The following is a 21,529-nucleotide window of genomic DNA, read 5'->3' on the forward strand; positions in this document are numbered from 1 at the left end:
AAGTAGTGTTATACTAAAATTATAGTCATTTTAAAGTTAGAAGGAGTGGTTTTTGTATGGGATGGGAACAAATTTATGAGCAATGGAAAAATCATCAACAATTAGAAGCAGGGTTGAAGGATCAGTTAACAGAACTGGAGAAAGATCCAGAAATGTTGCAAGATGCTTTTTATATGCCGCTTGAATTTGGTACTGCTGGGATGCGAGGGATCTTAGGACCTGGGATCAACCGCATGAATATCTATACGGTCCGTCAAGCAACAGAGGGATTGGCGCGCTTCATGGTTACACAAGATCCAGAAACCCGTCGCCGCGGTGTCGCAATCGCATATGATTCTCGTCATTTTTCACCAGAATTTGCAATGGAAGCAGCCAAGACATTAGCAAAACACGATATTCCTGCCTTTGTGTTTGAAAGCTTACGTCCAACCCCTGAATTATCTTTTGCGGTACGTTATTTGCATACGTTCACTGGAATCATGATTACAGCATCTCACAATCCGGCAGCTTATAATGGATACAAAGTATACGGCGAAGATGGTGGACAAATGCCTCCAGCAGATGCGGACGCCTTGACAGCTTTTGTTCGAGAAATTGAAAATCCATTAGAAATTCCAGTTTTATCAGAAGAAGAAGCAAAGCATAGTGGATTGATCACGATTATCGGCGAAGAGGTCGATACTGCGTATCTAAAAGAAGTCAAAACAGTGACAATCGATCAAAAATTAATCGAGACAACAGGGAAAAATCTTAAATTAGTTTACACACCATTACACGGAACAGGTCGGATGCTTGGTGAAAAAGCTTTGAAACAAGCAGGGTTTGAGCAATTTATTATTGAACCTTCACAAGCTGTTGCGGATCCAAACTTCAGTACAGTCAAGTCACCGAATCCAGAAGAACATTCTGCCTTTGAATATGCGATTGCTCTGGGAGAAAAAGAAGACGCAGACTTGTTGATTGCAACTGATCCGGATGCGGATCGCTTGGGTGCTGCAGTCCGGATGCCTGATGGAAACTATCAAGTATTGACAGGAAATCAATTAGGCGCATTGATGATCCGTTACATTCTAGAAGCCCACAAGAATGCCGGCACACTACCGGAAAATGCAGCAGTCCTAAAATCAATCGTTTCTAGTGAATTGCCAACAGCGATTGCCCAGTCTTACAACGTTGAAATGGTCAATGTATTGACTGGCTTCAAATTCATTGCCGAAAAAATCCAACAGTATGAAACAGATCATTCCCATACGTTCATGTTTGGTTTTGAAGAAAGTTACGGTTACTTGGTAAAACCTTTTGTGAGAGATAAAGATGCGATCCAAGCACTTGTCTTGTTGGCTGAAGTCGCTGCTTTTTATAAACAATCGGACAAAACACTTTATGATGGATTGCAAGATATCTTTGAGGAATATGGTTATTATGCCGAAAAAACGATTTCTGTTACGATGAGCGGTATGGAAGGTGCAGCCAAAATCACTGCATTGATGAAAACATTCCGAGAAAAGGCACCATCAGTTTTCGCGGGTATACCAGTCGTTCAAACAGAAGATTTCAAAGAATTGACAAGAGTTGGTTTAGATGGTCACATGCAAAAAATGACTACACCACCGTCAGATGTATTGAAATATACTCTTGAAGATGAGAGCTGGATTGCGGTTCGTCCTTCTGGAACTGAACCAAAAATCAAATTTTACATTGGTGTCAAAGGAAACTCTTCTGAAGATGCAGCAAATAAAATTGCTGAACTTGAAGCTGCCATTAATGAAATTACAGAAGTTTAAGCGATAAACAAGAGCTAGATCCTTTTCAAATACTTGGATGAGAAGCAGATAGATTATTTTGCTGATATTCAGTTCTTCTTGGAGAACTTATTATAGGAAAATGTGCTGCTTCTTTTCCAGGTATTTGGTTGGATCATGCATTTATTTTGACGCCTTGTTTTCAATGGGGCTTGACAAAGAATGCTTGAACCAGCTAGAATTTTATTCACCATCAAGAAAGGAAGACCAGCATGACTCAACCAGATCAAGAAGATATCCAAAAAGTCACTCAAATTTTTAAAATGCTTGGTGATCCTACACGTTTGAAGATATTGCTTTCTTTAGAAGAAGGAGAACGTAATGTAACTTCGATCGCAGAGCAAGTGATGATGGAACAATCTGCGGTCTCTCATCAATTGAAACTATTGAAAGATAATCGGATCGTAAAATCGGAACGACAAGGAAAGACAATTTTATATAGTTTAGATGACAAGCACGTAGTCGACATCTTACAAAAAACATTCGCTCATATCCATCACCGCTGAAACTAGGACGAGAATTTCTCGAAAGTCCTAGTTTTTTCTTATGCTTTTTGGTATGCTAGTAGAAAATTAAAAATGGATGAACGATTTTTTAATAACGTTTTCGGTAAGGAGGCTATATGAAAGAGCAATTAAATATAGGACTACTAGGAATGGGTGTCGTAGGCACTGGAGTCTGCCAACTATTAGCGGAACAAAGAGAGGCAATCGCAGCCCGAACTGGTGTCGAGATTTTTATTACGAAAGCATTGGCCTCTCCTTATGATGATAAAAGCGCAATTGCCCAAAAATACGGGTTTGAACTGACTAGTGATATTCAGGAAATCTATCAGGATGAGTCCATCGATGTCATTGTGGAATTGATTGGCAAGATCGATCCTGCGAAGGATTTTATTCTTGGTGCGTTAGCTCACAAGAAACATGTTGTAACCGCCAATAAAGATCTCTTGGCGACTCATGGCCCAGAACTGACTGCCGCTGCTAAAAAAGCCGGTGTTGCATTGTATTATGAAGCCAGCGTGGGAGGCGGGATTCCTATCTTGCGAACATTAAGCACGCATTATTTACCCGATACGATTACCTCGATTTCTGGCATCGTCAATGGTACGACGAATTATATGCTGACAAAAATGTTAACAGATAACTTAAGTTATGAGGAAGTTCTAGCTGAAGCACAGGCAAAAGGATTTGCAGAATCGGACCCGACCAATGATGTGGACGGTATTGATGCAGCTTATAAGATGGTCCTCTTGACAAAATTTGCATTTGGTATGACGATCGAGATGAAAGATGTTTCTATCGGCGGCATTCGTGGATTAGCAATTGAAGACATCATTTATGCCAAACAACTAGGGTATGAAGTGAAACTTATTGGTACGGCACAAAAGACACCAAAAAATCATGTCGCTGTTTCTGTTGGTCCAGTTCTTGTCCCTAAGCACCATCCGCTAGCCTCAATCAAATATGAGTTTAATGGCGTGTATATCGAAAGTACGGGCATCGATCGTTCCATGCTTTACGGGCCTGGAGCGGGAGCTCGTCCTACTGCGACGAGTGTGCTGGCAGATGTGACGGAGATCGCTAAAAATAAATCTGCTGGGATCACTGAATCATTTCTAACCTTTGAACAGCCGACTCAGATTGCAGTACCAGATGAGCTTCGTCAACGTTATTACATTGCGTTTACTGGACCATTAGCAGCGCAGCAACAGACATTGGACTGGATCGACCAAGAATCTATCTTGGAAAAGAAAGCATTTTTGACGAAGCCATTGAGTTCCTCGGAATTAACAACAGCATTATCGATTTTTGAAGATGGTCGAATTAGCCAAATCATGAAAGTAATGGAGGAGTAGCAGATGTATGAAGGACTATTAAAGCACTATAAAGAGTATTTACCGGTGACAGAAAAAACACCGCTAATCTCATTAGCAGAAGGAAACACACCGCTGATTCCATTGAATAACTTATCAAAAGAATTGGGTATCACATTATATGGGAAATACGAAGGACTAAATCCTACTGGATCTTTCAAAGATCGGGGAATGGTGATGGCAGTAGCCAAAGCGGTGGAAGAAGGCGCAAAAGCAATCGTTTGTGCTTCTACTGGTAATACCAGTGCTGCAGCAGCAGCGTATGCGACACGAGCAGGAATCAAAGCCTATGTGGTGATTCCAGATGGTAAGATCGCAATGGGCAAGTTGGCACAGGCAATCGTTTATGGCGCGGATATTATTTCTATTCCCGGGAATTTCGATGAAGCACTAAAAGCAGTTAGAGAAATTGCCAAAACAGAAGCTGTGGCCCTCGTGAATTCAGTCAATCCTTACCGTTTGGAAGGACAAAAAACCGCTGCCTTCGAAATTTGCCAGCAGTTGGAGAAAGCGCCAGATGTACTAGCAATTCCAGTAGGAAACGCTGGAAACATCTCTGCTTATTGGAAAGGATTCAAAGAATGGCATGACAAACAAGGGACTTCACTACCAAGAATGCATGGATTTGAGGCAGAAGGTGCCGCAGCAATCGTAAAAGGCGCGGTAATCGAAGAGCCAGAAACAATCGCAACAGCGATTCGGATCGGCAATCCAGCAAGTTGGAAGCTAGCAGAAGCCGCTCGTGATGAATCAAAAGGGTTTATCGATGCTGTAACCGACGAAGAGATCTTGAATGCTTACCGAAAGGTAGCTGCACAAGACGGTGTCTTTATTGAACCAGGATCGGCTGCTTCACTAGCAGGCGTGATTCAGCACGTGAAAAACGGGAAAATTCGTCCTGGTGAAACCGTAGTGGCAGTCTTTACTGGAAACGGCTTGAAAGATCCTGATACAGCTATTCAGGCTACTGAAGTAGCGATCCATAAGATGAGTGATCTAGAAGAAATGCGGCAACACCTGCGTAAAGGAGTGTCTCAACTATGAAGATTCGCGTTCCTGCAACCAGTGCAAATTTAGGACCTGGTTTTGATTCTTGCGGGATTGCTCTCTCAAAATATCTATTCATTGAAATTATGGAAGAAAGTGACCGATGGGAGATCTTACATGAACTTGGCAGTGAAATCCCTAATGATGAAAGTAATCTGCTGTTACGTGTCGCGCTGAAGCTTGCACCTACACTTACACCGCGTAAAATCCGCATGTACTCAGATATACCTTTAGCACGGGGATTAGGCAGCAGTTCATCGGTTATCGTGGCTGGAATCGAATTAGCCAATCGTTTAGGACACCTGAACTTAAGTGATGCACAGAAAGTTGATATTGCAACGGCCATTGAAGGCCACCCCGACAATGTGGCACCGGCAATTTATGGCGATTTTCTGATTACGGCCTTTGATCATGAACATAAACAAACTTATGTTGTTAAACATCATTTTCCGGAATGCGATATTGTTGCTTATATTCCGCAAGAACAATTGTTGACAGAAGCTAGTCGGAATGTCCTCCCTAAAACACTGGACTTTTCAACTGCTGTTGAAGCCAGTGCAATCGCCAATGTGATGATCGCAGCAGTGATCAAAGGGAATCTACCTTTAGCAGGTAAAATGATGCAGGCGGATCGTTTTCATGAGAACTATCGTGAAAAATTAATTCCGCATTTATCCACGATCCGCCAAATTTGTGAAGAAGAAGGCGGCTATGGCTGCTTCCTGAGTGGGGCTGGACCAACTGTCTTAGCGATTGTCCCACCCGAAAAGGCAGATAAGATCTGCCGCCTTCTCCATGCGCTTGAAACCAATGCAGCAATCGAACAGCTGCAGATCGATCGCGAAGGCGTCCAAGTCTTTTAGACTTTTCTGATTTGACACAAGCAAAGATCCCCAGAATAATGGTACAGTCTAGCTGACCATTACTCTGGGGATCTTTTTGTCTAAAATGTATGTGGCTGGTTATTCTTCTGTTTCTGACGTGTAGTAACTATGGTCTTCCAAATTCAATGCATTCAAAATCATGGAAGCTGTCTCTTCAATTGAAAGAGAGGCAACATTAATGACGATGCAGCCTAATTTTTGATAAAGATCATTGGCAAACTCTAATTCAGCCCGGATTTTTTCAATATCTGAATACGCCGTGTCTGGATTCAATCCGTAAGAACGCATCCGTTCTTTGCGTATGCTGTTTAAAACGTCGGGATCATTCGTTAACCCAACGATTTTGCTCGGTTCGATTTCCCACAACTGCTTAGGAATATGTGCTTGGGGCACAAGAGGCAAATTCGCCACCTTCAAGTTTTTGTTGGCTAAGAAAAGACTTAGCGGTGTTTTTGATGTTCGGGAAACACCTAACAAAACGACATCGGCTTCGAGAAAACCTCGTGGGTCTTTTCCATCATCGTATTTAACAGCGAATTCCATTGCTTTGATACGTTTGAAATAATTTTTGTTTAAATGATGCAATGCGCCGGGTTCTCGCGATGGAGCGACACCTGTGCGTTTTTCTACCTCGGTGACAGGAGGAGTCAATACATCAAAATGATATAGGTCGGCTTCTTCACAAAAGTGATTGGTTAGCGAGACTAGCTCATCGTTAATCAGTGTGTGCAAAATAATGGCATCGTGTTTTTTGGCATCAGTCAACGCCTGGATCAAGTGTTCTTTGGTGTGAATAAAGGTACGCCGAAATAAGTTGAATTCAACACTTGGGTATTGTGCCATCGTTGCTTGAGCTAATTTGGAGGCCGTTTCTCCTGCTGAATCGGACAAGACAAAAATCGTGACAATCGTTTCTTGTGGGTTCATAGTAAAATCCTCTCTTGCATTTTTGATAATTTCATTATACCATACTTACGATCGCTAAAAATCGGAATGATTTTGATTTACTGGAGGGATTCGATGAAAAATCAACCATTGATTGAGCAAGCTATGTCGATATTAAAAGAACATGGCTATAAATATACTAAAAAAAGAGAAGCTATCATTACTTATTTAGTGAAACGAAACCGTTATTTGCCGGCAAAAGAAATCCATGATTTCATGTCTGAAGAATACCCGGGTCTAAGTTATGACACGATCTATCGGAACCTTCATGATTTTTCTGAGATTGGCATCTTGGAAGAGACTGAATTGAATGGAGAAATGAAATTTCGTTATAATTGCTGCGTGGAATTGGAAGATCATCACCATCATCATTTTATTTGCACGGTTTGTGGCAAAACAAAAGAGCTGCATATTTGTCCAATGGATTTCTTTCAAGAACAATTGCCCGGGTGCAGTATCGAAGGCCATCGTTTTGAAATTCTAGGCAGATGTGAAGATTGTCGCTGATTGTTCGGATTCTAAGATTGAATCAGGAAGTTCATCGACTTTTTTACTAGAATACCTTGACACTTTTTCAGGGGTTAGCTATAATTTTCAAAGGACAGTCTTGTTTTTTGAGATTTTATTTCAATGACAAATACGGTTACTTTTTAAGCTCGGAGGGAGGGAATTTACATGTCAAAAACAGTCGTTCGCAAAAACGAATCACTTGACGATGCTCTTCGTCGCTTCAAACGTTCCGTGTCAAAAGCGGGTACTTTACAGGAATCTCGTAAACGTGAATTTTACGAAAAACCAAGTGTAAAGCGTAAGAAAAAATCTGAAGCAGCTAGAAAACGTAAAAAATTCTAATTTTCTACTGTTTTGAGAATTGGAGCTGGTAGTGTGACGCTACTAAGTACACTGAATGATGACATGAAAACAGCGATGAAAGCCAAAGACAAGGAAACGTTGCAGGTGATTCGCATGTTGAAAGCATCGATTCAAAACGAACAGATCAAAAAAGGTGCCGACTTGAACGAAGAGGAAGAATTGACTGTGTTGTCTCGTGAAATGAAACAACGTCGTGATTCTCTGACTGAATTTGAGAAAGCCGACCGTACCGATCTGGCTGAAAAAGTCAAAGGTGAAATTGCAATTGTTGAAAAATACTTGCCGGCACAACTTGATGAAGCGGAAATTCGCCAAATCGTTGCTGGTGCGATCGAAAAAACAGGGGCTTCTTCTCCGAAGGAATTCGGAAAAGTGATGGGCGCTGTGATGCCTCAAGTAAAAGGCAAAGCAGACGGCAACCAAGTCAATGCGATCGTCAAAGAATTATTAGGGCAAATGTAAGGACACGCCGTAAGCATCTTATTGGATGCTTACGGCTTTTTTGTTCTTTCTTAGTGAGTATTTTTAAGTAGAATCAATGATCGAAAAACAAACTATTAATAAATTGCAAAGAACGCTGCCAAAACGCTTCTTGAAGCTTACAAGTAATTTTGCTTTTAGCGATTGTGTGGTATTATAAACTAGAATGCCTAAAAAAGGAGCTGTAACTTATTTGACAGAAGAGCGTATTTCTTTGGAAATCCAACTGACTCAAAATGATGATATTAGTTTGTTGTTGGGTTCCCATGACAAACATATCAAAGTCATCGAAGATGCTACACAAACAACGATCCATACCCGCGGAGAAATGATCCAAATCATTGGTGAAAAGACAGCCGCTGAAAAAGCCCAATCCGTGATCCATGCGTTGCAAGAGTTGATCAAACGAGGGATCAATATCAGTACGCCAGATGTTATTACGGCATTGAACATGGCAAATAAAGGAAACTTAGATTATTTCACAGATATGTATGAAGAAGAAATCATCAAAGATCGTAACGGTAAGCCGATCCGCGCAAAAAATGCCGGACAAAAGAAATATATTGAAGCCATCAGAACCCATGATGTCGTTTTTGGTGTTGGACCAGCAGGAACCGGAAAGACGTTTCTTGCCGTTGTCATGGCCATTGCGGCATTGAAGAAAGGACAAGTTCAAAAAATCATCTTGACGCGACCCGCTGTTGAAGCAGGTGAAAATCTTGGCTTTTTACCAGGTGATCTGAAAGAAAAAGTCGATCCCTATTTGCGACCCGTTTATGATGCCCTTTATCAAATCTTTGGTATGGATCATACCAATCGTTTGATGGAACGCGGCGTGATCGAGATTGCTCCGCTAGCCTATATGAGGGGGCGGACTTTGGAAGATGCTTTTGTGATTCTTGATGAGGCACAGAATACCACTATTGCCCAAATGAAAATGTTTTTGACCCGCCTAGGATTTAATTCAAAAATGATCGTTAATGGCGATACAAGTCAAATTGATTTACCAAAAGGAACAACGAGCGGACTGATTCATGCGCAACGAGCGTTAGAAGCAATTCCTAAAATTGCGTTCGCGCACTTTGAAGCAGGAGATGTCGTTCGTCATCCAGTCGTTGCAGACATTATACGTGCCTATGAGGAATCCGATAGTAAAGAACAACGTTGATTGTCGGACAGGAGGGGTAAAATGATCATACAACCGTTACGGAATTTTCGAGAAAAATTAGGCCGCTTTTACCTGCCGCTGCTTATGGTGCTCTTTTTTGTTTTATCTATTGGGATCATGTTTTCCAGTGTAAAACAAAACAATGTCGACTATAGCGAGGGGCAGGTTGCGGAAGAGAATATCCGAGCCAACAAAACGATTGAAAACACAACTGCTACTGAACAAAAACGTACGCTAGCCGCTGAAGCCGTCTCGCCTGAATACACGTATCAAGACGATTTGGCACAAGTTCAACATGAACGGATCAATCATTTGTTTGAATTGATTGATACAGTCAACAAGACTGTCAATACGAAATATGAAGCTGCGGTCAAAGCTGCTGGTGAAAATGAAAATGTTCCTAAACCGGATACAGAAGAGTATATCGCCACTTTAAAAAAAGAATTTGAAAAAATGAGTGATGATGAACTTGATTTTTATCAAGCGCTGACCAATAATTTTTTGTCGACATTGTTTTCATTGAATAGTGATCAGCTGAACACGGTAAGAGATTATGCGCTGCAGCTTGTTGATGAACAAATGGCTAAACAGATCCGCCAATCTGAATTGAGTACTTTCCGATCAGAAGCCGAAGAAAAGATCCAGTTTTTGGATGTAACTTCTGAAATGGCAACAGCATTACGCTTTTTAGTCAATCAAGGGATCGTTGTCAACGATTTTCCTAATGAGAAACGAACGGAAGAAGCTCGGCAGGCTGCCAAAGACGCTGTTCAGCCGGTTATGATCTATCAAGGTGAGATCATTGTCCGGGAAGGCTCGCAGATTGATTCAAATGCATTAGAAAAATTGCAGCTTCTCGGTCTGACGAGTCAAACCTTCTCTGTATTTCCGTTGATTGCTTTAGTTTTTACTGCTGCTTTACAGATGCTCATGCTCTTTTATTACACACGGCAGACAAAAAACGAAGAAAAAAGGATGAATGCTGTGACCTTTTATGTCATTGCGATGATTTTTAGTATTTTATTGATGAAGTTTTTCCAACTATTTCAGTCTGAACTCATCGCGTTCATTCCGTTATTCTTTCCAGCTGCCTTTACCCCGCTGATCTTGAATATATTCTCAAGTCGGCGTTTGGGAATTTTAGCTGCGATGTTTCAAGTAATCAATGCGATTTTCATTTATTTTGATTCCAGCGGTACGAATATGCTGACTACTGTCTTGGTAACCTATTTGTTCTCTGGATTGATGGGAACGATGATCAGAAGGGAACGAATCGCCAGTCAAGGACGAACAGCCATTATGTGGGTCATCGTCTTTCCGTTCTTATTAAGTGTCATGTTAGTGATTTTTCAAGGGATGGATTTCGCGAGAGGCAATACCTGGACGACGATCATTTGTGCCTTAGCGGGTTCATTACTTAGCTATCTACTAACGATTGGTTTGCATCAATACATTGAGTTATTGGTCTCAGACAATAGCATGATCGTTCTGAACGAACTAAGTAATCCAAATCACCCGTTACTTAAACAATTACTGGAAGAAGCACCAGGAACCTATCATCATAGTATGATGGTCGCCAATTTGAGTGCTAATGCTGTAGCAGAGATCGGCGGACAAAGTTTACTGACACGGGTCGCTTGTTACTATCATGATATCGGTAAATTAAAGCATGCGAATTTCTTTGTTGAGAATTTACCCGCAGGGGCTGAAAATCCCCATAACTTTTTGCTTCCGGAAGACAGCAAGCAAATCATTTTCGGACATGTGATCGATGGAGCGGTTCTTTTAGAAAATGAGAAAATGCCTCAGATGGTGGTGGATATTTGTCGCCAGCACCATGGAACAACCTTGATGCGTTATTTCTATGTCAAAGCGAAAGAACGTAATCCAGAAGTGACAGAAGCCGATTTTCGCTATCCTGGACCAAAACCACAAACAAGAGAAGCAGGGGTCGTTAGTATCGCGGATAGTTGTGAAGCTGCTGTGCGGGCAATGGATAATCCCACAGATCAGAAAATCAAGGAATTTGTTTCGAATTTGATCAATGATCGGATTCTTGATGGACAATTAGATGAGTCCGGACTGACATTGCATGAAATTCGTATCATTGAAAAGTCCTTAGTCAATGGATTGTGTAGTACATTCCATTCACGGATCAAATATCCGAAAATGAAGTCCGAAGCGGAAAAAATGAAAGAAGAACAAGAAAGAAGAGATCGGTAATGGAGATTGCTTTTTTAGATGAAACAAATACAGTGAGTCAAGAGAAAATCAATGAAATTGATGAACTGCTGCAGTATGCGGCAGACTATTTGAAGCTGCCTGAGGATACGGAAATGTCTGTCACCTTCATGGACAATGCCGCTATCCAAGTCATCAATCGGGACTATCGTGATAAAGATCAACCGACGGATGTCATCAGTTTTGCTTTGGAAGAAGAAACGGAAGAAGAGTTGCCGATCATCTTTGATGATGAAATGCCAGCTATGCCGAGAAATCTTGGGGATATCATGATTTCAGTCGAGCGGGCAAAAGAGCAAGCTAGTGAGTATGGACACAGCTATGATCGGGAATTGGGCTTTTTAGCGCTGCATGGATTTTTGCATATCAATGGTTATGATCATACGACACCAGAAGATGAGAAAGAAATGTTCGGTCTGCAAAAGGAAATATTGGATGCCTATGGACTCAAAAGATAAGAATACAGAAAAAAACAAACAATTTATCACATCCATTGAATTTGCCTTTACAGGAATCAAGACCGTCTTTGACGAAGAGCGCAATATGCGCAAACATGTCTTGTTAGGCATCGTTGCAATCATTGCGGGATTTGTCTTTAGATTAAGTCAAATGGAATGGCTCTGGTTGTTATTGTCGGTATTTTTGGTTTGGATCGTGGAAATCGTCAACACAGTCTTTGAAAATGTCGTTGATATGTTTACCGATTTTCACTTCCATCCCATTGGCAAAAAAATCAAAGACATGGCGGCAGGAGCAGTCCTGATGACAGCATTCTTTGCATTGATCGTTGCGGCAATCATTTTTATACCAAAAATTTTAGCGTTCTTTTAGAAAGATAACACACAGAGGAGATCACCTATGACAACACATAAATCAGGCTTTGCTGCCATTGTTGGCCGGCCCAACGTTGGTAAATCCACATTACTTAATCGCGTAGTAGGTCAAAAAATCGCTATCATGAGCGACAAAGCACAAACGACCCGAAATAAAATCCAAGGGGTTTACACAACACCAGATGCACAAATCGTTTTTATCGATACACCTGGAATTCATAAGCCAAAACATCGCTTAGGAGATTTCATGGTGGAAACTGCTTATAGTGCACTTCGTGAAGTCGATGTGACCTTATTTATGATCAGTGCCGATCAAAAACGGGGGAAGGGCGATGACTTCATTATCGAGCGGCTGCGGAAAAACGAGACGCCGGTCTTTCTAGTCATCAATAAAATCGATAAAGTACATCCAGACGAACTTTTAGCTATTATCGAAGATTATGCGGCTCAAATGACGTTTGCGGAGATCGTGCCGATTTCGGCAACGGAAGGAAATAATTTTGAGACATTGATGAGATTAGTCATTGATCAAATGCCGGAAGGTCCCCAATATTTTCCTGAGGATCAAATCACAGACCATCCAGAATATTTCATCGTTTCGGAATTAGTGCGGGAAAAAGTGCTGTTACTGACTAGAGACGAAGTGCCTCACTCAGTCGCTGTGGTGGTTGACTCGATGAAACGGGATGAAAATGATAAAGTTCATATTCAAGCAACGATCGTCGTTGAACGGGATAGCCAAAAAGGAATCATTATTGGGAAAGGCGGCAAAATGCTGAAACAAATCGGAACAAAAGCACGATTAGATATCGAGCATTTGTTAGACGATAAAGTTTACTTGGAATTATGGGTCAAAGTTCAAAAAGACTGGCGAGACAAACAAACCTTCCTGACAGACTACGGTTATCGGAACGATGATTACTGATCTTCTCTAAACAAGATCAGCTAAGAAGTTTGATGAGAGAAAAGACAAAGAAAGCTGGAGCAAGCGAAGGGGATTGAGCTGCTTCAGCTTTCTGGTTTAGAAAGGAGCGTTGTTCATGAATTTAGTTGAAACAAAAGGGATCTTGTTATTTACTAGGGACCATAAAGAAAAAGATAAACTGGTCAAAATATTCACTGAATCGGCTGGAAAGCAAATGTTCTATGTAAAAGGTGCCCACCGCAAGAATAATCCTTTAACGCCAGCTTTGCTTTCGTACACTGAAGCGACCTATATTGGAAATATTCGTTCTGAGGGCTTGTCATTCTTGAATAATGCCAAAGATATCCATTCTTTTCGCAAAATCCAAGGTGATATTTTTCTTGCAGGCTATGCTACGTATCTATTGAATCTGGCTGACTCTGCGATCGATGACCGCGTGTACGATCCAAATCTCTATCATTTCTTACATGAAGCTTTGCAGTTGATGGATACTGATAATGATGCAGAGATCATCACTAATATTTTTGAGATTCAGTTGCTGCAGCGTTTTGGGGTCTCACCGATATGGACCCACTGTGCGGTCTGCGGACAAACAGAAGGCCGCTTTGATTATTCCTCGAAATACAATGGCGTCATATGCGAAAAGCATTGGGCCTTAGATGACCATCGTTATCACGGTGATCCAAGGGCAATCCATTTTATTCGTTTGTTTGCACAAATCTCTTATGAACAAATCGCATCGATCAAGTTAAAACCAGAAACGAAGCAAGCCATTCGTCAGGTAATTGATTTATTGTATGATGAATATGTTGGCTTACATTTGAAAAGCAAAAAATTTATTGATCAAATGGGACAGTGGCAAGATATCCTGAAACCCAAAGATCAACGATAAAGTTGGCGAAACTTCTTTGGAGTAGCGCCAACTTTTTTTTTGAAAAGAGCAGTGAAATGACTTGCATCTGGGATTCCTACCAAGAAAGCGACATCTTGGATGTCCAGATGAGGCTCGCCTACCAATAATTCTTTGGCACGATTCAGGCGATAATTCAGCAAAAATTGGGAGGTTGACTGTCCCAAAAATCGCTGAAAGAGCCGCGACAAATACTGCGGAGTTACAAAAATTTTTTCCGCAAGTTCAGCGACGGTCAATGGATGAGCATAATTGGTTTCGATTTCTTGTAGTACAGGCGCAATGTAGCGTTGGTACAAATGATGCTTTTCATTTGCGTCAGCATTTTGCTGTTGGATCAATGCCAAAAGAAAGTGATAGCAACTGCTGGAAGAGCGCAATGGGTCTAATATTTTTTCTTGATCGTCGCTGATTCGTTGATTGATCCACTCACTGTAAGAAAATAAAGGGCTATCTTGCCCCATCAAGTAGCGCTTTCCGCCAAAAGGTTTCAACAGTTCCTGTACTAAATCTCCTTGCAGCGTAACAAAGTTTGTCTGCCAGTCTCTATGAGGATGGTAACGATGAGGGATGAATGGCAAAATCAAAATGCCAGCCCCAGGAGTTAACACAAAGGATTGATCGTTAAAAAGGACGGTCCCTTGGCCAGCGGTAGTTTGCAACCAGTGATAATATGGATAACCAGTGGGGCGAACCACTTCATCTTGTGCCCAATGATTCCCAATGCTCTCGATACTGACAGGGAGCCGAGGGTTGTTCTGATAGAAATAGATAGACATTGAATTCTCCTTGTTTCGAAATATTATAGAATCATGACAATCCTATTATACTACAACTTTTTGAAAAGCCTTACAATAATAATTATCAATGAGAAAAAGGAGCGTCAAACATGAAAAAAGTTTTTGAACGGTTTTTATTCGGTGGCGATTATAACCCTAATCAGTGGCCCCAAGAAATCTGGCAAGAAGATATGCGAATTTTTAGAAATGCACACATCAATAGTGCGACTATCAATGTCTTTTCTTGGGCAAAAATCCAACCTTCAGAGCACGATTATTACTTTAATGAGTTGGATGAGATGATTGATATGTTGAGTGAAGAAGGCTACGACATTGTATTAGCGACTTCAACAGCGGCGTTGCCAGCATGGATGTTCAAGCGCTATCCAGAAGTGGCTCGAACTGACTATGAAGGGCGGCACCATAAATTTGGACAGCGGCACAATGCGTGTCCTAACAGCTTGGTCTACCAAAAATATGCACAACGATTAGCTGGGAAATTGGCACAACGCTATGGTGGTAACCCGCAAGTCACTTGTTGGCATATCAATAATGAATATGGAGGTGAGTGTTATTGCGAAAACTGTGAGAAAGCTTTTCGGGTCTGGCTAAAAGATAAGTATCAAACCCTTGAGGCATTGAATAAAGCGTGGAATCTGGAATTTTGGGGGCATACTGTTTATGAATGGGACGAAATCGTTCTGCCGAATGCTCTTTCTGAAGGAATCGGTCATGACAAAACCGCATTTGCAGGAATTTCTATCGATTATCGTCGTTTCAATTCTGACAGTCTTTTAGAAAACTTTAAGTTAGAACGGGATGCTATTCGTCAATTCGATAGTCAAACACCGATTACCACGAATTTGATGGGAACTTTTAAAGGACTCGATTACTTCAAATGGGCAAAAGAAATGGATATTGTTTCTTGGGACAACTATCCTTCGTATAATACACCATGGAGTTTCGTTGCAATGACTCATGATTTGATGCGGGGATTGAAGCAAGCGCCATTTATGTTGATGGAACAAACACCATCCCAACAAAACTGGCAACCATATAATTCATTGAAAAAACCTGGCCAAATGCGCGCGCAAAGCTATCAGACGATCGCTCATGGAGCAGATACAATCCAGTTTTTCCAACTTCGCCGCTCCATTGGTGCTTGTGAGAAGTTTCATGGTGCGGTGATAGAACATGTTGGGCATGAGAACACCCGTGTATTTAAAGAAACTGCAGCATTAGGAGAAGAATTGAGCCGACTGAACGAAGTTTTGGGTAGTGAAACAAAGGCTGAAGTTGGTGTTCTATTTGATTGGGAGAATTATTGGGCATTGGAATATACGAGCGGACCAACAGTTGATTTGACTTATGTGCAACAAATCCATCAATATTATCGTTACTTTTATGAAAAGAATATCGCAACAGATTTGGTGTCAGTTGATGCAGATTTCAGCAAGTACCAAGTGCTGGTAGCACCGGTTTTGTACATGGTAAAAGCAGGTATGAAAGAAGCTCTTGAATCCTTTGTGGAACAAGGAGGCACCTTGATCACAACGTATATGAGTGGCATTGTTGACCAGTCAGACAATGTCCATCTAGGCGGCTACCCTGGGCCTTTAAGAGAGCTAGCAGGAATCTGGGTAGAAGAGATTGATGCATTAGCACCAGAGCAGACGAACGTTATCCAATTAAAGGGGGGAAGACAGGGAGAAAGTAACTTAGTCAGTGAGATCATCCATTTGGAGACCGCTGAATCTGTAGCGGACTATACGAGTAACTTCTATGCCGGTTCACCAGCAGTGACCAAAAATCGATTTGGTAAAGGGGTCGTTTATTATATTGGGACTCAACTTGAAAAAGATCTTTTAGATACGATCTTGGATGAAGCAACCAATAGCGCAAATCTAACTGCTGTGATTGAAGGAGAAACAAATCTAGAAATCAGCTGTCGTCATACGGAAGAAGCGGTTTACTATTTTATCATCAATTTTCAGAAGCAAGCGCAAAAGGTGCCGGCACAATTTGTAGGAAAGAAGGACCTACTGTCCGGTAAGCATTTGACTGAAGACTCCGTTGCAGATCAATACAGTGTATATGTAATCAAGGAAGGAAGAAGCGAATGACTGCTTTTGTAATCAAAGACGAATTTTATTTAAATGATCAGCCCATGAAAATTATTTCTGGCTCGATACACTATTTTCGAGTTGTGCCTGCATATTGGCGGGATCGCTTAGAAAAATTACGTTTGATGGGTTGTAATACAGTCGAAACGTATGTGCCTTGGAATATGCATGAACCGCAGGAAGGAAAGTTTGACTTTAGCGATAATCTTGATTTGCGGCGCTTTATTCAGCTTGCACAGGAGGTAGGGCTGTATGTGATCCTTCGTCCAGCACCTTATATTTGTGCGGAATGGGAATTCGGGGGCCTTCCTTATTGGCTGTTAAAAGATCCCTTCATGAAGATTCGCTTTGACTATCCACCGTTTATGGAAAAGATCGCTCGATACTTTACACAGCTTTTTTCTCAAGTGAGTGATTTACAGATCACTCAAGAAGGACCAATTTTGATGATGCAAGTTGAAAATGAATATGGCAGTTATGGAAATGACAAAAGTTATTTGCGAAAGTCTGCTGAACTAATGCGTCACAATGGCATTGACGTGCCCTTATTTACGTCAGATGGTCCTTGGCTGGATATGTTAGAGAACGGTTCGATCAAGGACATCGCACTGCCAACCATCAACTGTGGATCAGACATTCAGGAAAATTTTAGAAAACTTCAAGAATTCCATGGGAAGAAGCAGCCATTGATGGTCATGGAATTTTGGATAGGCTGGTTTGATGCATGGGGAGATGACAAGCACCATACCACATCGGTAACCGACGCTGCTAATGAATTGCGGGACTGCTTAGAAGCTGGCTCCGTCAATATTTATATGTTCCATGGTGGCACGAACTTCGGCTTTATGAATGGTGCCAACTATTATGAGAAATTATCACCAGACGTTACTAGCTATGACTATGATGCGTTGTTATCGGAATGGGGCGATGTGACACCTAAGTATGAAGCATTTCAACAAGTCATAGGTGAAATTACCGAAATCCCATCCTTTCCTTTGACTACAAAAATCACCAAACGGGCTTATGGTAGCTGGAAAGTTAGTCAGCGAGTTTCTCTCTTTGAGACACTAGCTAGCATCAGTCAACCAGTCAAGCACAATTATCCTTTAACGATGGAACTGTTAGATCAAGCTACTGGCTATGTCTATTATCGTTCGCAAATTGGCAAATCGCGTGTGATCGAAGACTATCGACTGATCCATTGTCAGGATCGAGCCCATACGTTTATTAATAATCAGCTGCAATTTATTCAATATGATCAGGAAATCGGACAAAAGAAGACTCTCACACTGACGGAGGAGTCAAATGAGTTAGGGATCTTGGTTGAGAACATGGGACGGGTCAATTACTCCGTCCAAATGAATCATCAATACAAAGGTATCAAAGACGGAGTGATCGTCAACGGTGCGTTTCAAAGTGAATGGGAAATATACAGTCTACCGATGGATAATCTTGATCAAGTAGATTTTTCCGGTCACTGGCAAACGGGACAACCGAGTTTCTCCAAAGTGAGCTTTCAAGTGGATGAATGCGCAGATACATTTGTAGAACTGCCGGGCTGGGGCAAAGGATTTATTGTGATCAATGGGCATAATATTGGTCGTTTCTGGGAGAGAGGACCGCAAAGACGGTTATATATTCCAGCTCCTTATTTACGAGAAGGAAACAACGAGGCTGTGATTTTTGAAAGTGACGGTCGGGTATCAGATATGATCATCTTTCACGATCAGCCGGACTTAGGCCCTAATTAATTGCTTTTATATGTAAGTGTATAATATTTACCAGACAGATGAGAAATTAATGAGAGAAAAATCTCCTTTTTCAACAGACATAGGAAAGAAAGAAATTAAAATAACAAGCAAAAAACTTCTGACAGAACAATTCGTTCACAGAAGTTTTTTTGTGTTTGGTGAATGACAAAGGAGGAAATGTCGATGGCAGAATCAAATGTGTTTGTCCCATATACGTTAGCGGATCTAAAAACAGGGACATTTGTGAAGTATTACAAGATATTCAATGAGATCGAACGCTATTATTATTTGCCTATTGAAGCAGGGATTTTATATGGTTTAATGGTGGATCGTCTGATGTTCAATGAACAGAGTGAACGTACCTTGTTAGACAAAGAGGGGAAACCTTATATTTTGATGACGGTCAAAGAGATGCAGTTTTATACGAAAGTACGTTCCGAACAAACCATTCGAAAGATCATGGAACAAATGGAGAAAGAAGGATTGGTTCGAATTGAACATCAAGGGAATCAATTCTTAAATGGCAAGGTGGTTAAGAAATTACCAAATCGAATTTATGTTGGGAAAATTCAGATCCTGCCAACAGATGTTTTTTTGGAAAAGACCTGGAAAAAAGATGGGACGCTTATGAACGATCCGTTTTATGCCAATGGAGACATTCAATCCGAATATCTTGGACAAATGATGCAAGGAAATGTCCCAGCGGTGCCGAAGGCCAATGAGGTGAAACTTCCTGAGAAAACAAGTGAAACTCCTGTATCCTCAAATTTTGAGGATACAGGAAAATCCCGGTCTGACGCTGTACCCTCAAAAAATGAGGGTACAGGAGAACCGGCAAAAAGCTCGAGAAATCAGGAATCGAAAAATCTCGAAAAAAATCAGAGGGCCGATAAATCCCGGTCTAATGCTGTAACCTCAAAATTTGAGGTATGTAAAGATCTAAAAGAACTACCTGATACTAAAAATACTGATACTAAAAACATCGATACAAAGACAAGGAATTCTCTCAACGATCGTTTTAAGCTAGTGGAGGAATCGTTCGAGGAGAAAAAACAATACGAACAAGAAGCGATCCTACGCACACATTTTGTTCAAACTCATCAAAGCACATTTTTTGAAGATCAGGCATTGCAACATATGGCTTTATTTAGTCCCAGTGTCGTTGCTGCAGAAGACATGATTGAGATTGCCTATCAAACAAAAAAACAAGTGGAATATCGAAAACAAAAGCTCGCGTCTCAAGGCACAAACTATCGGATCTGTGCAGAAAATTTCCAACAAGAATTATCTACCTGCGTCTTACGATTCTTGTCTCAGGAAAAAATCAATCGTGCCAAGGATAAGCCTTATGTCAACCGGGAAAAAGTATGGCATGCTACGATAGAAACCTTTTGGGAAGCTTGTATGTATACGGCGGATCGGCAGAAAGAACCTGTACCAGACACTGAACAACTCCCGCTGATTCCAGGGTTGGAAAATGAGATTCGAAAACGGAAAAAACGAGATCGAAAAGAAGCCCAAACGTGGCTTTATACAGAGATCGAAGAAACACCGATCCTTCACATAACGGATTGGCTTAGAAATGAAGCGATAGAAAATGGTTGAAGGAATGGTAAAAGAAAAGGTGTATGAACAGGAGTATTTTACGAAAAAACACTTTGATGCTTTTTGTGTCACTTGCGGCAGTTTTGACGAAACCAGACGATTCCATTTTTCTGACGGCTCCATTGAGAAGATTCCTGTTGTTCGATTCTTTGAATGGCACAAACACCAAGGCAAATTTCGTGAATACCTGGTGATTCCTGAACCACCCACTCGAAAAAAACGATACAAGACGCAACGGTTTTACTTAGAGACCTACGATTTTGCGGAGATTTACCCACAACTTGCGACGATCTATGATTTGAACGGGCTTTTGATTGCTCAGCGTAGACATTCATACCAGCCTTTTTATTGGGTATGTCGTAGGACATTTTATCAAACAGACACACAAGAATACATGACAGAGTATCAACTGAGGAGGCAACGAAAAAGCAATGGACAGAAATCAAGCATTTCCTGAAAAATTCGTTCCACGTGTAAAAGAACAAGGGATTTTTCGGATGACCGATATACAACGTCTCGGTGTAGAATGCCAGTGTTTTCCAGTATTTGAAACAATTTCTCTTCCAGAAGGAAAGACACGTATTGTTCGCCGATTACGAAAATTTCGTGTCGAAGACAGAGACGTTGTGGAATTTGAGGAATACCATGAAGGAACGAAGCGTAAAATTTATGACAAACAAACCTTACCCTTAAAAGCGATCTATCCAGAGATCAAACGCGTAACGGATGCGTCAGGAAAAACGATCGCACGCCGCTTGAAACCTGAACAGCCGTTACGTTGGCTGCTTCCAACAGGGCGATAGGGTGAACACTAAAAATTGAATACACAAACACTTGATGTTCTCTTTTTCGATGTACCTTAACATCTGATCGAAAGTAATTGGACGCTTAGAAAATCTATGGAGGACTTAGCGAATACAGTAGCACTTAGGGAGTCTGCGGCTAAAGTTAGGGCATATGTGCTAGACCTTTTTTGACATCAACGTCGGTTCTCTTTTACGCATCTACAACAACAAATTGGTAGTGTGAGTCCATGCGGTAGGAACTGGGAACAGGAATGAACGGAAACGATGACGGTTTTCGGTAAACCATAGATGGCACAAGTAAGAAGATTATCGGAACGATCAGCCATAGCGCCTTATCTAATCAGAACCGCTACTAAGGGGATAAGGTTACGTACATTTTTGAAATAGAAAATAAGATTTCCAGTAATGTGGAAACTTCAGAAGGAGTTTTTTAAAGACTTTTTCTGAGCGTATGCGGGAGTACATGTAGGCACTTGCGAAG

The 21,529-nt window shown here is 41.2% G+C and carries 21 protein-coding genes; 19 read left to right on the forward strand and 2 right to left on the reverse strand.

Annotation, left to right across the window (positions count from 1 at the left end; all coding sequences use genetic code 11):
* Positions 1-56 precede the first annotated feature (56 nt).
* The 5 genes from IGJ28_RS16585 (at position 57) to thrB (ending at position 5,588) form a co-directional block, all read left to right on the forward strand.
* The gene (locus IGJ28_RS16585) at positions 57-1,784 is read left to right on the forward strand and encodes a phospho-sugar mutase (RefSeq protein WP_252711373.1); all 1,728 of its coding nucleotides are present in this window, start codon (positions 57-59) and stop codon (positions 1,782-1,784) included.
* Between the two features lie 230 nt (positions 1,785-2,014).
* Positions 2,015-2,308 (forward strand): ArsR/SmtB family transcription factor, encoded by a 294-nt coding sequence (locus IGJ28_RS16590; RefSeq protein WP_003126275.1) that lies wholly within the window; start codon positions 2,015-2,017, stop codon positions 2,306-2,308.
* Between the two features lie 116 nt (positions 2,309-2,424).
* Positions 2,425-3,660, forward strand: a complete 1,236-nt coding sequence (locus tag IGJ28_RS16595) for a homoserine dehydrogenase (RefSeq protein ID WP_252711372.1) — start codon at positions 2,425-2,427, stop codon at positions 3,658-3,660.
* A gap of 3 nt (positions 3,661-3,663) precedes the next feature.
* Positions 3,664-4,722 carry a threonine synthase gene (thrC, locus tag IGJ28_RS16600; protein WP_005471205.1) on the forward strand — a complete coding sequence of 353 codons (1,059 nt, stop codon included), beginning with the start codon at positions 3,664-3,666 and terminating at the stop codon, positions 4,720-4,722.
* Positions 4,719-5,588: a homoserine kinase gene (gene thrB, locus IGJ28_RS16605; RefSeq protein ID WP_103299721.1), complete on the forward strand. Its 870-nt coding sequence runs from the start codon at positions 4,719-4,721 to the stop codon at positions 5,586-5,588. The genes thrC and thrB overlap by 4 nt, the downstream gene beginning before the upstream one ends.
* 99 nt (positions 5,589-5,687) lie before the next feature.
* Here thrB and IGJ28_RS16610 read toward each other — a convergent pair whose 3' ends face one another.
* Positions 5,688-6,536 carry a pyruvate, water dikinase regulatory protein gene (locus IGJ28_RS16610; RefSeq protein ID WP_003126279.1) on the reverse strand — a complete coding sequence of 283 codons (849 nt, stop codon included), beginning with the start codon at positions 6,534-6,536 and terminating at the stop codon, positions 5,688-5,690.
* Positions 6,537-6,629: 93 nt separating this feature from the next.
* Between IGJ28_RS16610 and IGJ28_RS16615 the strand changes: the two genes are divergently transcribed.
* The 9 genes from IGJ28_RS16615 to recO all read left to right on the forward strand — a co-directional run bounded on the left by IGJ28_RS16615 (position 6,630) and on the right by recO (position 13,966).
* Positions 6,630-7,061, forward strand: coding sequence for a Fur family transcriptional regulator (locus tag IGJ28_RS16615; protein ID WP_003126280.1), 432 nt, complete (start codon positions 6,630-6,632; stop codon positions 7,059-7,061).
* Positions 7,062-7,229: 168 nt separating this feature from the next.
* Positions 7,230-7,406: a 30S ribosomal protein S21 gene (rpsU, locus tag IGJ28_RS16620; protein WP_002356740.1), complete on the forward strand. Its 177-nt coding sequence runs from the start codon at positions 7,230-7,232 to the stop codon at positions 7,404-7,406.
* Between the two features lie 33 nt (positions 7,407-7,439).
* Positions 7,440-7,889: a GatB/YqeY domain-containing protein gene (locus tag IGJ28_RS16625; RefSeq protein WP_003126298.1), complete on the forward strand. Its 450-nt coding sequence runs from the start codon at positions 7,440-7,442 to the stop codon at positions 7,887-7,889.
* Positions 7,890-8,100: 211 nt separating this feature from the next.
* A complete protein-coding gene (locus tag IGJ28_RS16630; protein WP_003126299.1) occupies positions 8,101-9,075 on the forward strand; it encodes a PhoH family protein in 975 nt (324 codons plus the stop codon).
* A 21-nt stretch (positions 9,076-9,096) separates the two neighbouring features.
* Entirely contained in the window at positions 9,097-11,298 is a 2,202-nt protein-coding gene (locus IGJ28_RS16635) for an HD family phosphohydrolase (RefSeq protein ID WP_103299724.1), read from the forward strand.
* On the forward strand, positions 11,298-11,774 hold the full coding sequence (ybeY, locus tag IGJ28_RS16640; RefSeq protein WP_252711371.1) for an rRNA maturation RNase YbeY: 477 nt from the start codon (positions 11,298-11,300) through the stop codon (positions 11,772-11,774). Before IGJ28_RS16635 ends, ybeY begins: the two co-directional genes overlap by 1 nt.
* Positions 11,758-12,147, forward strand: a complete 390-nt coding sequence (locus IGJ28_RS16645) for a diacylglycerol kinase family protein (RefSeq protein WP_280115463.1) — start codon at positions 11,758-11,760, stop codon at positions 12,145-12,147. The genes ybeY and IGJ28_RS16645 overlap by 17 nt, the downstream gene beginning before the upstream one ends.
* 27 nt (positions 12,148-12,174) lie before the next feature.
* On the forward strand, positions 12,175-13,074 hold the full coding sequence (gene era, locus IGJ28_RS16650) for a GTPase Era (protein WP_060813415.1): 900 nt from the start codon (positions 12,175-12,177) through the stop codon (positions 13,072-13,074).
* Positions 13,075-13,189: 115 nt separating this feature from the next.
* Positions 13,190-13,966, forward strand: coding sequence for a DNA repair protein RecO (gene recO / locus IGJ28_RS16655; protein WP_021149887.1), 777 nt, complete (start codon positions 13,190-13,192; stop codon positions 13,964-13,966).
* Here the strand turns inward: recO and IGJ28_RS16660 are convergent.
* Positions 13,957-14,763, reverse strand: coding sequence for an AraC family transcriptional regulator (locus IGJ28_RS16660; RefSeq protein WP_171917548.1), 807 nt, complete (start codon positions 14,761-14,763; stop codon positions 13,957-13,959). The two genes, recO and IGJ28_RS16660, sit on opposite strands and share 10 nt — an antisense overlap.
* A gap of 110 nt (positions 14,764-14,873) precedes the next feature.
* On the opposite strand from IGJ28_RS16660, the gene IGJ28_RS16665 reads away from it, so the two are divergent.
* The 5 genes from IGJ28_RS16665 to IGJ28_RS16685 all read left to right on the forward strand — a co-directional run bounded on the left by IGJ28_RS16665 (position 14,874) and on the right by IGJ28_RS16685 (position 21,045).
* Positions 14,874-16,886 carry a beta-galactosidase gene (locus IGJ28_RS16665; protein WP_252711370.1) on the forward strand — a complete coding sequence of 671 codons (2,013 nt, stop codon included), beginning with the start codon at positions 14,874-14,876 and terminating at the stop codon, positions 16,884-16,886.
* The gene (locus IGJ28_RS16670) at positions 16,883-18,637 is read left to right on the forward strand and encodes a glycoside hydrolase family 35 protein (RefSeq protein ID WP_081131596.1); all 1,755 of its coding nucleotides are present in this window, start codon (positions 16,883-16,885) and stop codon (positions 18,635-18,637) included. Before IGJ28_RS16665 ends, IGJ28_RS16670 begins: the two co-directional genes overlap by 4 nt.
* Before the next feature lie 183 nt (positions 18,638-18,820).
* On the forward strand, positions 18,821-20,242 hold the full coding sequence (locus tag IGJ28_RS16675; RefSeq protein WP_438845495.1) for a hypothetical protein: 1,422 nt from the start codon (positions 18,821-18,823) through the stop codon (positions 20,240-20,242).
* Between the two features lie 4 nt (positions 20,243-20,246).
* Positions 20,247-20,699: a hypothetical protein gene (locus tag IGJ28_RS16680; protein ID WP_438845496.1), complete on the forward strand. Its 453-nt coding sequence runs from the start codon at positions 20,247-20,249 to the stop codon at positions 20,697-20,699.
* The gene (locus IGJ28_RS16685) at positions 20,674-21,045 is read left to right on the forward strand and encodes a hypothetical protein (RefSeq protein WP_438845497.1); all 372 of its coding nucleotides are present in this window, start codon (positions 20,674-20,676) and stop codon (positions 21,043-21,045) included. Before IGJ28_RS16680 ends, IGJ28_RS16685 begins: the two co-directional genes overlap by 26 nt.
* The last annotated feature ends 484 nt before the right edge of the window (positions 21,046-21,529 follow it).

It is taken from the genome of Enterococcus sp. AZ091 (genome assembly GCF_051714805.1).
Taxonomy (GTDB): domain Bacteria; phylum Bacillota; class Bacilli; order Lactobacillales; family Enterococcaceae; genus Enterococcus_D; species Enterococcus_D gallinarum.